The 14857-nt window shown below is 52.3% G+C and carries 11 protein-coding genes; 6 read left to right on the forward strand and 5 right to left on the reverse strand.

Annotation, left to right across the window (positions count from 1 at the left end):
• Window positions 1-46 precede the first annotated feature (46 nt).
• Both hslU and hslV read right to left on the reverse strand, forming a co-directional pair.
• Window positions 47-1372 carry an HslU--HslV peptidase ATPase subunit gene (gene hslU / locus CFF01_RS01835; protein WP_033539083.1) on the reverse strand — a complete coding sequence of 442 codons (1326 nt, stop codon included), beginning with the start codon at window positions 1370-1372 and terminating at the stop codon, window positions 47-49.
• 55 nt (window positions 1373-1427) lie between these two features.
• Window positions 1428-1952, reverse strand: a complete 525-nt coding sequence (gene hslV / locus CFF01_RS01840) for an ATP-dependent protease subunit HslV (RefSeq protein ID WP_033539082.1) — start codon at window positions 1950-1952, stop codon at window positions 1428-1430.
• Window positions 1953-2529: 577 nt separating this feature from the next.
• Here hslV and CFF01_RS01845 point away from each other — a divergent pair.
• Window positions 2530-4224 (forward strand): hypothetical protein, encoded by a 1695-nt coding sequence (locus tag CFF01_RS01845; RefSeq protein ID WP_088903659.1) that lies wholly within the window; start codon window positions 2530-2532, stop codon window positions 4222-4224.
• Window positions 4225-4331: 107 nt separating this feature from the next.
• Here CFF01_RS01845 and CFF01_RS01850 read toward each other — a convergent pair whose 3' ends face one another.
• From CFF01_RS01850 to priA, 3 genes are all read right to left on the reverse strand, one after another.
• Entirely contained in the window at window positions 4332-4907 is a 576-nt protein-coding gene (locus CFF01_RS01850) for an SPOR domain-containing protein (protein WP_088903660.1), read from the reverse strand.
• A 14-nt stretch (window positions 4908-4921) separates the two neighbouring features.
• Window positions 4922-6667 (reverse strand): arginine--tRNA ligase, encoded by a 1746-nt coding sequence (gene argS, locus CFF01_RS01855; RefSeq protein WP_088903661.1) that lies wholly within the window; start codon window positions 6665-6667, stop codon window positions 4922-4924.
• Window positions 6668-6806: 139 nt separating this feature from the next.
• Window positions 6807-9002 (reverse strand): primosomal protein N', encoded by a 2196-nt coding sequence (gene priA, locus CFF01_RS01860; RefSeq protein WP_088903662.1) that lies wholly within the window; start codon window positions 9000-9002, stop codon window positions 6807-6809.
• Between the two features lie 280 nt (window positions 9003-9282).
• Here priA and CFF01_RS01865 point away from each other — a divergent pair, with 280 nt between their 5' ends.
• The 5 genes from CFF01_RS01865 (at window position 9283) to csrD (ending at window position 14856) form a co-directional block, all read left to right on the forward strand.
• Window positions 9283-10020: a LysM peptidoglycan-binding domain-containing protein gene (locus CFF01_RS01865; RefSeq protein ID WP_157704921.1), complete on the forward strand. Its 738-nt coding sequence runs from the start codon at window positions 9283-9285 to the stop codon at window positions 10018-10020.
• A gap of 187 nt (window positions 10021-10207) precedes the next feature.
• Window positions 10208-10420: a 50S ribosomal protein L31 gene (gene rpmE / locus CFF01_RS01870; RefSeq protein WP_088903664.1), complete on the forward strand. Its 213-nt coding sequence runs from the start codon at window positions 10208-10210 to the stop codon at window positions 10418-10420.
• A 155-nt stretch (window positions 10421-10575) separates the two neighbouring features.
• Entirely contained in the window at window positions 10576-11346 is a 771-nt protein-coding gene (locus CFF01_RS01875; RefSeq protein WP_088903665.1) for a thermonuclease family protein, read from the forward strand.
• A 179-nt stretch (window positions 11347-11525) separates the two neighbouring features.
• On the forward strand, window positions 11526-12773 hold the full coding sequence (locus CFF01_RS01880; protein WP_088903666.1) for a malic enzyme-like NAD(P)-binding protein: 1248 nt from the start codon (window positions 11526-11528) through the stop codon (window positions 12771-12773).
• 172 nt (window positions 12774-12945) lie between these two features.
• Window positions 12946-14856 (forward strand): RNase E specificity factor CsrD, encoded by a 1911-nt coding sequence (csrD, locus tag CFF01_RS01885; protein WP_088903667.1) that lies wholly within the window; start codon window positions 12946-12948, stop codon window positions 14854-14856.
• Window position 14857 lies beyond the last annotated feature (1 nt).

Below are 14857 nucleotides of genomic sequence, written 5' to 3' on the forward strand. Positions count from 1 at the left end.
TAGGTTAAAAAGAGGGCCCGCAGGGGAACTGACGGGCCCTTTAAGTTTACAGGATGAAGCGGCTGAGATCTTCGTCCTGTACTAAATTATCGAGATGAGCGTTGACATAGTCGGCATCGATCAAGGTCGTGCTACCAGACTTGTCAGAGGCCTCGAATGAAAGATCTTCCATCAGGCGCTCCATCACGGTATGCAGGCGGCGGGCACCAATGTTTTCGGTGCGCTCGTTTACCTGCCAGGCGGCTTGGGCGATGCGGTCAATCCCAGATTCGCTAAACTCTACCTTAACGCCTTCGGTGCCCATCAGCGCCACATACTGCTCGGTGAGCGAGGCGTGGGGCTCAGTCAGAATACGCTTAAAGTCATCGGCAGACAGGGCTTCCAATTCGACGCGGATCGGTAGACGACCCTGTAGCTCAGGGATGAGATCCGATGGCTTAGACATCTGGAACGCGCCCGAGGCGATAAACAGGATATGGTCTGTTTTAACCATGCCATGCTTGGTATTAACCGTACAGCCTTCCACCAGAGGAAGTAGATCGCGTTGAACCCCTTCACGAGAAACGTCTGGACCTGAGGTGTCACCACGCTTACAGATCTTATCTATCTCGTCTAAGAAGACGATGCCGTGCTGCTCAACCAGCTCGATGGCCTGCTCTTTGAGATCGTCAGGGTTAACCAGCTTAGCGGCTTCCTCTTCGATCAAAACTTTGTAGGCCTCTTTGATGGTCATCTTGCGGCGCTTGCTGGCACCAGGGCCCATGTTTTGGAACATGCTCTGCAGCTGATTGGTCATCTCTTCCATGCCTGGAGGCGACATGATTTCGATACCCACCTGAGGGGCTGCGATATCTATCTCTATCTCTTTGTCGTCTAACTGGCCTTCGCGCAGCTTCTTACGAAACACCTGGCGAGTGTTGGTGTCATCTTTTTTTTCAGTGTCCCAATCTTCCTTGGGTTTCGGTAGGAGCGCGTCGAGAATACGCTCTTCGGCCGCTTCTTCGGCCCTAAACTTACACTTGGCCATCTGTTCTTCGCGGGTCAGCTTGATGGCGGCGTCGGTCAGGTCGCGGATGATCTGTTCGACCTCCTTACCCACATAACCCACTTCGGTAAACTTGGTGGCTTCGACCTTGATGAAAGGTGCCTTGGCCAGTTTAGCCAATCGGCGGGCGATCTCTGTCTTACCTACACCCGTTGGGCCTATCATTAGAATATTTTTTGGGGTGACTTCTTGGCGCAGATCGGCGTCAAGTTGCATGCGGCGCCAGCGGTTACGCAGGGCGATGGCGACCGAACGCTTAGCGTTCTGTTGGCCTATGATGTGACTGTCCAGCTCGTGAACAATTTCCCGTGGAGTCATCTCAGACATAAGTATCCCTTAATGCTTGGGTGCATACGTTTGTTAACAGTGAGCGAGCTCAGTGCTAGTAGTTCAGTTCTTCGATCGTCTTGAATTGGTTGGTGAATACACAGATGTCACCGGCAATGGTCAAAGACTTTTCGGCGATCTCTTTGGCGCTGAGATCGGTATTTTCCAGTAGTGCCGTGGCCGCGGCCTGGGCAAAGTTACCCCCAGAGCCTATGGCTATGAGATCGTTCTCTGGCTGCACTACGTCACCGTTACCTGTGATGATCAGGCTGCACTCGGTATCGGCTACTGCCAGTAGGGCTTCGAGTTTGCGCAGCACTTTATCTGAGCGCCAATCTTTGGCCATTTCGACGGCGGCGCGCATCAGATGCCCCTGGTGCATCTCTAATTTGGCTTCGAAACGTTCAAACAGGGTAAAGGCATCGGCGGTACCGCCGGCAAAGCCCGCGAGGACCTTGTTGTGATATAGGCGTCGAACCTTTTTAGCGTTTCCTTTCATCACTGTGTTTCCCAGTGATACCTGGCCGTCACCGGCGATGACAACTTGATTGTTGCGACGTACTGAAACGATTGTGGTCACGATATTTCCTCTTCTCTAGCCGAGGGGTAGGAAACCCATCGGTGGACAATAGTCTAGATATGGGGATGGCATTTTGTTTTTCAAGGGAGGTCGTCAGTCGCTTTCCTGCGCTGGAGGGGAAAAATAGCCTCTCATGCAGTATCGATTAAAAAGCTAAGCATTTTTATTGGCTTACCCTTTGAGTATGACAAAGCGGCTAATACTAAAGAGGGGGAGTAGCGGTGCAAAACTAGCCTCCTGGGGTTGGGCTTTCATACCTTAGCTGGACGATGATGGGATGGCATCTTTGCATACTCTTGCCTGCTGGCTATGGCTGGCGCTTGTTTCCAAACATGTGGATGAAAGGAAAATCGTTCACTGTGTAAGAGTCGATAGACAACTATTTGCACAGTGACGCTTACCTTAACCTTCGCAGGACGCGCCGACAGATGGATATGGGCGATGAAGGTTGAGTCTCTGGTCATCGCAGTTTCATGTTACTGCTGAAACTTGCATAGGACGACATCACTTAGGGTGATGCTTACCGGGCGGTTGCCGCTTACCGCCTGATTGACATATTTAGTAAAGGATATTACTCATGACAAAGCTACTTCCACTGGCCGCCGCCATTGCGATGACAATAGGCACTGCTCACGCTGCCGACAGCACAGCCATTACGTCACAAAATGGTTCAGGTAACATTGCTACAACCGTGCAGACGGGCACTAACCATAGCGCAACTATCAATACTGCCTTGGGTTTTGACAGCTCGGCGAGTATTGACCAAGCCGGTGATGCGCAAACGGCAATCATTAACCAGGTGGGTGGCGTCGCTAACTCAAGCGCCATGGTGACTCAGTCTGTGGCATCAAACACTGCCACCATCAACCAGGAGCATATGGTCAACACCCAGGCGACTGTGACTCAAGCTGGTGAGGGTAACAATGCAGATGTTAACCAGCTGCATGTTGATGATTCCCAAGCGACAGTTCAGCAGCAAGGTAACGCCAACCTAGCCGATATCAGGCAGTATGGTTTTGGTATCCACAACCCAGCCGGTTCAACCATTGTGCAGACAGGTAACAACAACACTGCGACCTCGGATCAAGATACCTCGACCGATGCACTGTCGACTATCGTGCAGACTGGCGCCAACAATATCGCCAACGTTAACCAGATGAACAATGCCGAGCAATCTGAAGTCGTGGTTAACCAGATCACTAATGGATCTCTGGCCAACGCGACTCAGGATGGCTCTGCCGACTCGATTATCACCATCAATCAGCTTAACGGTTCCATCGGCATCGCCAACGTAACCCAAAGCAGCGGCGTTGAGAATATGGCGAACGTGACTCAGGATGATAACAGCCTGAATGTTTCGGCGATCGTGGCGCAAACCGGCAGCTACAACCAGGTGACCACACTACAGCAGCATGCTATCAATACCAGCTTGAGCGTGATGCAAAACGGTGAGTCTAACATCGCCTCTGTCAACCAAGAGCATGTGAACGACAGCGAGGCGATCGTGAATGTGACCGGTGATTCTAACACTACCACAGTGCGTCAGTATGGCTTCGGTTTCCATGAGCCGGCATCGGCGACTGTGACGACTGTGGGTAATCTTAACAACGTCAACATTAACCAAGATACTTCGTATCTGGCAGAGGCCAGCGTTAACCAGGCCGGTAACGGCAATATTGCGCTGGTGAGTCAGCTTAATGAATCAGACAATGCCATGGTGTTTGTCGATCAAATCGATGGTAGCGAAAGCGGTAATGTTGTCGTGGCGCAGAACCAAGCCGCCAACTCTACTGCGACTGTGATGCAGTCTAGTGTTAATGGTTCGGCGGTGTTTGTAGCCCAGGGCCCAGGTAGTCAGTTAAACGCCGACGTAAACCAAACTGCTAGCGTGGATGGTATCGTGAACATCAATCAAGATGGTGTGGATCAAGGCGCTGTGGTGAGCCAAAGCGGTACAGAAAACATGGCCGATGTTTATCAGACGGCGTCGCTGAACCGCGTGACTGTGGCTCAGATGGGCGACTTTGGTGCGGCCGATATCGACCAGACTGGCAACAACAACGAAGGTTGGGTTAACCAGAGCGGTGGTGAGTACAATGATGCTGTGCTGCTGCAACAAGGCGATGATAACTACGCCATGATAGAGCAATCAGGTCTGGGTCAGTATGGCGCACATAACCTAGCGACCATCAACCAGTTCGGCATGAATGACAACGCCACTATCGTTCAAGCCGGTGGTTTTGGCAACTCGGCAACTATTACTCAAAACTAAGCTTTGATTAACGCTTAAAGCAGACAACAAAAAGCCAGCATCTTGCTGGCTTTTTGTTGTCTGCGTAGATCACAAACGGGCTCAGGCCCATTTTTTTGGGGCTGAGGTTAACCCCCTTCCCAGAACCAGATCTGACAGCCGTTGAGGCCGCCGCGCTGTAGGATGTGGCGATGTTTCTCGGCAAGGCGTTTACGCTCGTAGGGGCCTAAGACCACCTTGTACCAAGTACCGTTGCTACCGCTGACCTTACGCACCTGAGCCTCTAAGCCCTGGAAGGCGATCACCGCCTTCATCTCGTTGGCCTGAGCCTCTTTTCTAAAGGAGCCACATTGCATCTGATAGGGGCGAGTAGGTGCAGTATTTTCCGGAATGTCCACCTCGACCTGTTTGTTCTCCAGCTCCTGTTGGTAGGTCCACTCCTCTTTAGGTTTTGGCGGCAGCGCGTTGGGGTCTTTCTTGACCACAGGCTTTTTGACCGCTTCAACCTCAGGTTGAGGCTCAACCTTGTCGGCACTGTCGTTGATGCTCCAGAGGAAGTAGCCGAAACCACCGACTAAGCCCAAGGTCACCAGCGAGAGGAGAACCGGAAATCGACGAGGCGCCGGAGCGGCTTTTCGCCGGCCTCCGGTGCTTTTACGTCCCTTAGACGCGGGTTTTCTATTGGCGTAATCGCGATTGCTCATCTTACCGCCCTAAATTACATGCGCTCTAAGGTTTCGATACCCAGTAGATCCAGACCCTGTTTCAAGGTCTTAGCGGTAAGCTGTGCCAACAGCAAACGGCTCTTCTTCTCATCTTCTGAGTCGGCCGCCAGTACCGGGCAGGCCTCATAGAAGCTCGAGAAGGCACCGGCCAGTTCGAACAGGTAACCACACAGGGCGTGGGGCTGCCCCTTGGTCACCATACGGCTTAGCACTTCACCAAACTGCGCCAGTTTATTGCCCAACTCTTTTTCTTTATCATGCTCAAGCTTAATACTGGCACCTGTTAGGTCGACATCGGCCGCTCGCTTAAAGATACCGGCAACACGAGTGTAGGCGTACAGCAGATAAGGGGCGGTATTGCCCTCGAAGCTCAGCATCTGCTCGAAGCTGAAGATGTAGTCGCTGGCGCGGTTCTTCGACAGGTCAGCATATTTCACCGAGGCTATGCCCACCACTTTGGCGATCTTATCTAGCTCGGCTTCATCCATATCTGGGTTCTTGCTGCGAACCAGATCGAGTGCACGAGTTTCGGCTTCGCTGAGCAGGTCAACCAGTTTCACCACACCGCCTGAGCGGGTTTTGAATGGGCGACCATCTTCACCATTCATGGTGCCAAAACCCATGTGCTCCAGGCTCATGTCAGGGCGAACGAAGTTAGCGGTGCGCGCCAGGCTAAATACCTGCTGGAAGTGCAGAGCTTGACGCAGATCGACGAAGTAGAGCGCGCGATCGGCCTTCAGCACGTTTGAGCGATAACGCATCGCCGCCAGATCGCTGGTGGCATAGAGGAAACCGCCGTCGGCTTTTTGGATGATCACCGGCAGAGGCTCACCCTCTTTGGTTTGAAACTCATCCTGGAAGACCACCTTGGCGCCGTTGCTTTCAGACAACAGGCCTTGGGCATCCAGATCTTGTACTACCTGCTCAAGGTCATCGTTGTAGGCGCTCTCGCCGCGCACATCGGCACGGGTCAGGCTTACGCCCAAGCGCTCATAGACTTCATGGCAGTGGCTAAGTGAAATATCGTTAAACTCGCGCCACAGCTTGTTGCAGTATTCGTCGCCCGATTGCAGCTCGACCACGAGTTGGCGAGCGCGGGTAGCAAACTCTTCAGACTCATCGAAACGTACCTTGGCGGCGCGGTAGAAGCTCTCGAGATCAGACAGCTCTACCTGAGCCTGTTCGCCATGCTGGGCACGTAGTTCTTCCATATAGGCCAGCAACATGCCGAACTGGGTGCCCCAGTCGCCAACATGGTTTTGACGGATCACCTTGTGGCCCTGGAATTCGAGGGCGCGTACCACGCTGTCGCCGATAATAGTTGAACGTAGGTGACCTACGTGCATCTCTTTGGCCAGGTTAGGCGAGGAGTAATCGACCACAACTGTTTGTGGCGTTGGTAGCGTAACGCCTAGATGATCATCATTGAGTGCGGCCATCAGTTGATTGGTTAGGGCGTTTTCATCGATGAAGAAGTTAATAAATCCTGGGCCGGCAATCTCGACCTTAGCCACTTGGCTATCTTGTGGCAGGCTATCGATTATCAGCTGTGCTATCTCACGAGGATTCTTGCGGGCCACCTTGGTCAGCATCATGGCCAGGTTGGTGGCAAAATCACCGTGGGTCTTGTCTTTGGTTCGGTCTACCTGAATACGAGCCTCAAAATCCGCAGGCACTATCTCCTGCTGTTTTAGAGTATTAATGGCTTGTTCGAGCAAAGATTGAATATGTGATTTCATTGGCGTTTAATCGATAGTTGCTAGGGTCAAAAGACCCTAAATATGAAAGATTCAGGGATAACCGCGTATTTTAGCCGCTTGTGGTGACTAATTGCTATCCTCTGGACGGATTTTTCTACGCTATTCTCACTTTTTTTGCTTACAGCAGATCCTGTGGGTCGCGATCTAGACTCCAGCGACACTTCTTGGCCAGCGGCAGGGCTTCAATCTGCGGCTGAGCCTGTTCAAACGCCTGCTGTAACTGGCTGCGGGTCTTGGTTTGAAACATCAGCTGACGTCTGAACTTGCCCGCCTTCTTGTCCATGGGGGCGGGCATTGGGCCTATCACTTCACAGGTTTCGTTTTGGGGCAGTAGAGCGGCGACCTGGGTCAGGAAACTGTCGGCATCTTCGGCCCGGTGGGCCTCGGCGCGCAGCAGCAACATATGCCAGGCCGGTGGCAGCAGGGCTTGTTTACGCTCCTCCAGCTGACCACGGGCAAACTCGCCATAGCCCTTATGCATCAACTCGCGCAAAATCGGATTGTCGCACTGATGGGTCTGTAGCAGCACAGTTCCCGCCTTACGCGCCCTGCCGGCACGGCCTGAGACCTGGGTATAGAGCTGGCCGAAACGTTCGGGGGCGCGAAAATCGGCGCTGAACAAGGCGCCATCCACATCCAGCAGTCCCACTAAGGTGACGTCGGGGAAATGGTGCCCTTTGGCCAGCATCTGGGTGCCGACCAAGATCTTGTACTCGCCTTTATGGATGGCATTGAGGTGACCTTCCAGCGCCCCTTTGCGGCTGGTGGTGTCACGATCGATGCGCACCACAGGATAGTTGGGAAACTCCTTGGTCAGCGCCTCAGCCAACTGCTCGGTACCCACTCCTTGGCCCATCAGCATGGTGCTACCACATTGGTGGCACTGTTTGGGGATAGCGTATTGATTGCCACAGTGGTGGCAGCGGATCTCGCCCAGGGATTGATGCACGGTGAAGAAGGCGTCGCAGCGATCGCACTCATGCAGATGACCGCACTCGTGGCAGAGCAGCGCCGGGGCAAAGCCGCGGCGATTGAGAAACAGCAGCACCTGATTGCCTGCATCCAGATGGATGCGCATCTCGTTGAGTAAGGCGTGAGATAAGCCATTTTTTAGGGGCTGGTTGCGGATATCGATGATCCCCTGACGCACCTTTTCGGCGGCCCCGGCCCGCTTGCCCAGGCTCAGGTGTTGATAACGGCCCGCCAAGGCATTTTGCAAGGTTTCCAGTGAGGGTGTTGCACTGCCTAGCAGCACAGGGATCTTCTCCAAGTGGCCGCGCATCACCGCCAGATCTCGGGCGTGATAGCCAACGCCCTCCTGCTGTTTAAAGCTACTGTCGTGTTCCTCATCTAAGATGATGATGCCGGGGTAGCGCATGGGGGTAAATAGCGCCGAGCGGGTGCCTATGATGATGGCCGCCTCGCCGCTTCTGGCCTGGCGCCAGGCGCTCAGGCGTTGGTTGTCTGTCAGCCCCGAATGGATCACCGCGACCTGTACCTTGAAGCGGCGTTTGAAGCGGCTAATCGTCTGGGGTGTCAGGCCAATTTCAGGCACTAAGATGAGGGCCTGTTTACCCTGTTTGAGCACGGTTTCCAGCAGGGCCAGATAGACTTCGGTCTTGCCCGAGCCAGTGATCCCCTCCAGTAGCGAACAAGTATAACCCTGTTGTTGATTCAGGGTGGCTACGGCGATCGCCTGTTCGGGATTGAGTTGGTGGGGCGCCTCGCCAAGTTCAAGGCTATCGCGCCAGCTAAGGTCGGTCTCGCAGCGCTTCTCGATACACTCGATCCAGCCTCGCTCGGCTAATGTCTTAAGTGCCGTCTTGCTCAGATCCAGGGCATTGATCTCCTCCTGGCTGAGGGACGTTTCAAGTAGGGCATGTAGCAGTTTGCGCTGGGCGGGGGCGCGTTTAAGCGTGTCTATATCCGCGGCTTGACCTTGGGGGGACACCTGCCAGATCTTCAGTTGCTGCGCTTCAACCTCGGCGCCTTTGCGCAGCGCCACAGGAAGCGCTTGGGAGAGCATCTGCCCCAGGCTACAAAAATAGTAACGCGCGGCCCATTGGGTCAACTTGTAGAGCGAGGGGGGCAGCACTGCTTGGTCGTCGAGGAAGGCGATGACAGATTTTATCTGAGTCGGTGCCAGGTCGCACTGACTCGAGAGTCCGGTGACCAGGCCGATAAGTTGCTGCCGACCGAAAGGGACACGCACCCTGACACCTATATCGGCTTTGGCCATATCTGTCTCTTTGACACGATAGCTAAAGGCTTGGCGCATGGGGACGGGCAGGGCAACTTCGACAAACAGGGACATAAATTCGGTCGGGACTCGGCTGGCTTCTAGAACTGTAGAGCAAGTGTACCCAGACTCATGGGTGAGGGCTACCATAATCTCTCACAAAGATGGCTGAGCAAAAGCCGGTGCTTTTGGGGCCACTAGATGTGACAAAATTGTTGAAACATCAAGGAGCTTGGTGCTTAATAGCAGAAACCCCCAAAGAAGAGTTGCGCTGGCGCAAGCCGAGTAAGGCGGCGTAGGGATAAGCATCTTTTCATCAGGGGAATCCACCTCAAAAAGGGATAAGAAGGTTGCGATGAGAAGAGCGCTATTTCTAGTCATGCTGGGATTGATGTTTGCGAGTCAGGGGGCTTGGGCCCAGTTGAGCCATGTCAGTATCAATCAGCGATTGTCGGGCCTGGGGCAGAACCCTAGCCTGAGAGTCAATATCGTCGCGCAATCGGTGAACCTGGATAAAGTGCAGTTTATCGTCGAGCAGAAGTCAGGCCGCGAACGTTTGATGGTCAAACCCATGAATACTTATATGCTACTGCTCAGTGGGGTGGAGGATGTGGAAGATCGCGATGCCCAGTTAGTGATACAGGAATATCAGATCAATCGCTGGCAGGAGATCAAACGCATACCTCTGTTTGAGGGGGGAGCTCGTGTCGCGGCCAAGGCAGAGGTTAAGCCGCAGATACCTGCCCAGCAGCCAGCACATTCTCAAGTTAGCACTGCAGCTGGGCAAACTAAAGTGCCTGTGGGCAGTGCGCTTGTTACAAATGACGCACTGGTGACGTCAAATTGTCAGCTTGACTATCAGCCGCCTCAGACACTGTGGCGCCTAGGCTCAGCCTATGCGGCGAGTTGGGAGCTCTCGACCTATGGCGCCATGCTGGCCATTTTTGACGCCAACCCCAAAGCCTTTAATGGCGGCAAAATCAATGGACTAAGAGCCGATGTCAAGCTCAGTTGTCCGTCTGAATCACTCAAGCAGAGCTATCGCGACGCCAAGCGTGCCAGAGAAACCTTCGAGTCGTTACAGGCCGAATAATGTCCTTGGGCTGGCGTCTCAGCCTGCTGGCGGTTATTTTTGATAAAGGGGGTGAATAGTTGCCGGGGATGCTTGTATCTATAGCTGCTATCCTGTACTATCTCGCGCCTAAATATTTTATTAACTGCATGTGGTGTCCGACTTCGGGTTGGAAGTGCGACATGGCCTTAAACTTGAGGTAATCCCAATGAAACCAGGCATTCATCCTGAATATGCTGAAATCACTGCAACTTGTACTTGTGGTAACGTTATCAAAGTAAACTCAACTGTAGGTAAGCCACTGCACTTGGACGTATGTGGTGCATGTCACCCATTCTACACTGGTACCCAGAAAGTTATGGATACCGGCGGACGTATCGACAAGTTCAACAAGCGTTTCGGTATGCTTGGCAAGAAGTAATTCTTCTGCAAAGAACTCTGAAAAAGGCGCCTATATGGCGCCTTTTTTGTTGTCTGTGACTTTATCTTGTCGATCGGCACGAGAAGAATGCTCATTGATACTAAGGTTATGATATAACTGGTTACTAAGCCGTTAATCTAGGGAAGCGATTAATTATGGGTAAGACTCTGGCACTCTCTCTTTACCTCTGGTCGAGCCTGACCGCCGCTAGCACAAGTGTATGCGCTCCTACCCATTACGACGAGACAGTGGTGTTTAAGTCGGTGATCGATGGCGATACTTTAATGCTGGAAGATGAGCGTAAGCTCAGGCTTATCGGCATCGACTCTCCTGAAATCGATACTCATTACCCTGAATTGTCGGAGCCCTTTGCCGATCAGGCGAGAAATTTTCTGGCAGAACGCCTAGTACCTGGTCAGAAACTCCTGTTGTCTTATGATCGTAAGCGACTGGACCCACAAGGAAAGACACTTGCCTATGTCTATACCGAGTCGGGAGAGCATCTGCAGGAGATCATGCTCAGTCAGGGGTATGCCAAGGCGCGGGTTTATCAAAATGACTATTTCTGGCAGTGTCTGGCCAATATCGAGCTTCAGGCCCGTCAGCAGAAGCGTGGATTATGGAGCCATGAAAGTTATCAGGCCAAATCGCCCAATGAGCTCGATCGCGATGATCGTAATCGCTGGCGAGAGGTCAGAGGAGTGGTGACAGGTTTTGAAAGAAAAGGTCAGCATTTGTGGCTGATTATCGATGAAAGTTTTTATGTGGGTATACCTAGAGAAGAATCTGGTAAATTTAGCAACATTTTGACCCTAAACCTGCTTGAAAGTCCGGTAATAGTGCGTGGTGAGTTGTATTATTCCTACAAAAAGTGGCAGGTGATTGCCCATCATCCCTCACAGATAAGTTTGCAAAATAAGCCTTAGACCTTTTAGCTTCATAATAAACTGAAATTTTCTAATATCTTGTTTAAAAATCGTCTAATTTCGAGTATCTTAGCGCCCTAATGGCTCGTGTCGTTTTTCTCGGTCTATGAGGGAGCGAGACGGGGCAAATAAGACCTTACTCTGAATACACTTGTCGCATTTTTTGCAGGATTACTAAAATGGCCGATTTCCGTCAGCAAGCCCTTGACTATCATGAGTTCCCCGTACCAGGTAAAACCGCCGTTAGCTTGACTAAGCCCGCCGAGACCAGCATGGATCTGGCGCTTGCCTATAGTCCGGGTGTGGCAGAACCTGTACGTGAGATCGCCGCCAATCCAGACGATGCCTATCGTTATACCGCTAAAGGGAATACGGTTGCCGTTATCTCTAACGGAACGGCCATCTTAGGTCTGGGTAACCTGGGGCCATTGGCTTCTAAGCCTGTGATGGAAGGCAAGGCATTGCTGTTCAAGCATTTTGCCAATATTGATGCCACAGATATCGAAGTGAAGCACCGCACCGCTGAAGAGTTTATCAACACGGTTGAGGCAATTGCCGATACCTTTGGTGGTATCAACTTAGAAGATATCAAGGCGCCCGAGTGTTTCGAGATTGAGAAGGCACTGATTGAGCGTTGTAACGTACCAGTGTTTCACGACGATCAGCACGGTACGGCTATTGTTACCGCAGCGGGTATGATCAATGCCTTAGAGATCCAGGGCAAGAAGTTGGAAGACGCGGTATTTGTCTGTATGGGCGCCGGTGCGGCCGCTATCGCCTGTATGACTATGCTGGTCAAGTGTGGCGTGCAGCGTGAGAACGTCTATATGCTGGATCGTAAGGGCGTTATTCACACCCGCCGCGAAGATATCAACGAGTATAAGGCGCTGTTTGCTAACAACACTGACAAGCGTACCCTGCAAGATGTGATCAAGGGCGCCGACGCTTTCCTAGGTCTGTCGGGTCCAGACGTATTAAGTGCTGAAGATGTAGCCCTGATGGCCGACAAGCCGGTGATCTTCGCCTGTTCAAACCCAGATCCTGAGATCAAGCCTGAGCTGGCGCACGATGTGCGTAAGGATCTCATCATGGGCACCGGTCGTAGTGATTACCCGAACCAGGTCAACAACGTACTCTGTTTCCCCTTCATCTTCCGTGGCGCCCTAGATGTTCGCGCCTCGCAGATCAACGATGAGATGAAGATTGCCGCGGTACATGCCATCGCTTCCTTGGCGAAAGAGCCTGTTCCTGCCGAAGTGTTGGCGGCTTATCCAGATGTGTCTGAGCTGAAGTTCGGCCCAGACTATGTGATCCCTAAGCCAATGGATCCACGTCTATTATCAAATGTGGCGAAAGCCGTGGCACAAGCTGCCATCGAATCGGGTGTGGCGGCATTGCCTACACTGCCTGAGCATTACATGGCCTAATCAGGTCATAGCGATAAGAAAAGGGCCTTAGGGCCCTTTTTTATTGTGCCTTTACCGCTTTATTTGTATGGTAAGTGATGTTACTCAGCTTCGCAGCTAAAGCCTTTTGTTATCCTTGAAGTTAAAGCGGTTTCAGTCGTAAAAAATAATAATAATCCTGCAGGAAGCGGAAATGAAATTAACACAACTCCTCACTAAGAAGTTAACTGGCTTTTGGCTGCTTTCCCTTGCTGCGGTGGCGTTTATCTTTCTGTTGACCGCCCTGGTCAGTTTTATTCAGCTCACCTATAAGTTTCAACAGCAGCAGATCAGCGAGCTTGAAGAGATGTTGCTGCAACATCAGGTGCGACATGAACTTCAACACTTAGATATCTGGCTACCTCAGATCTTGGCTGCCTACGATGCACAAACATTTACCCTGATCCGCGGCGATGAGACCTTGTACCGTTTCGATAGAGGTGATCATCAGCAGAGCGTCGTCAACTACGACAGGGTGCTGAGTGAACCTTTACAACTAAGATTTCAGATCAGCCTGCTCAAGCCTTTCCTGCTGCATAACATCAGTTGGCATGGCGGCCTGGTCTTTTTGCTGGGCTGTATCGCCGTAACCCTGCTAGTGAGGCGAGGCTACCTCTGGCTGGCCCAGCAGCTGCAAGGCATAGAAGATCTGGCCAAGCGCAGCCATCTCATTCTCTCGGGGGATTATGATAAGGCGCTGGCGGAGACAGGTCATGGCCGACCAAGACTGATCAACCGAGCCCTGACACAGATGCTGCTTGAACTGGACGATGCACAGAAACAGCGCGCCAGGTTCGATCAGTTTATCCGCTCCAACACCTTCCTCGATCCCGAATCTGGCATAGGTAATCGCCTGTTTCTCAAGAATCGTCTCGATGCGCTGAGCAACAAGGATGGCATGATGGCCCCTGGGGTGCTCTTGCTGCTGGAGATGGAAGATCTGGATCTGCTACAGCAGGAGGCCGATGAGTTTAGCATCCAGGAACTGCTCAGCCAGACGATTGCCGGTATCAGTCATCTGCTGGATAGTCAGGCCAACAGTATTTTCTCCCGTCGTTCCTACAATCAGTTTGCCATCGTGGTGCCGCAGATCTCTTTGGCTGACGCCGAAAAGCTGGCCGCCCGATTGCTGAAGGTATGCCTGAGTCAACCTCTTGAAGGGGTGAATAACCGTGACGACTTTTTCCATATCGGCGTGGCCTACTTTAAGGTTGGCGAGAGCAAAGAGCAGCTGATCGAAGAGGCAGAGATGGCGCTGCGTGCGGCGCAGTTCCAGGGTAATAGCGGTTGGTTTATGTATGACAAGGGCGCGGTGGATGAGGAGTTTGCCCGAGGCTCTGTGCGCTGGCGCAGTTTTCTCGAATATGCCTTAGTCAATAAACGTGTGGTGCCCTTTACTCAGTCTGTACTGGACAGCGATGGTGAGGAGCATCATAGCGAAGTCTCATGTCGGCTGCGTGACAATAATGGCAATCTGGTGCGGGCCACGCTGTTTTTACCCATGGCGATCAAGTGCGGTCTGATCCCTCAGATTGAGCGTCAGGTGATCGAGGCCGTGTTATTCGATCTGTTACCGCGCTCCCCCAAGGATGGTCGCCAATACAGTATTAATCTCTCTTTGGATACCTTAACCAGCCGAGCCTTTATCCGTTGGCTGAAAACCACTTTACTGGAGTATCGTCATCTGACACCTCGGCTGATCTTCGAGATCAATGAAGATATCTTGGTGAACAACCTGACTAAGTTGAAGGCGCCGCTGGATATGATCGCCAAGATGGGCGCCAGCCTGTGTGTCGACCGGGTAGGCCAGCAGGTGGTGAGCACTCAGTATATTCAGTCTTGTCGTTTCGATCTGATCAAGCTACATCGTTCTATCGTGCGTCAGATACACTTACGTCAAGAAAATCAGTTGTTTGTAAGAAGTCTTATCGGTGGGCTATACCGCAGTGAAGTGCAGGTTTTTGCCGAGGGAATAGAGTCGTTTGAAGAGTGGCAGACCCTAAAAATTCTAGGGGTGAGTGCCGGTCAGGGCAGCTTTTTTAGTGAGCCCATGGAAGTGGGGTGAT

Origin of the sequence: Shewanella marisflavi (assembly GCF_002215585.1) — a bacterium.
In the GTDB taxonomy this organism is placed as follows: domain Bacteria; phylum Pseudomonadota; class Gammaproteobacteria; order Enterobacterales; family Shewanellaceae; genus Shewanella; species Shewanella marisflavi.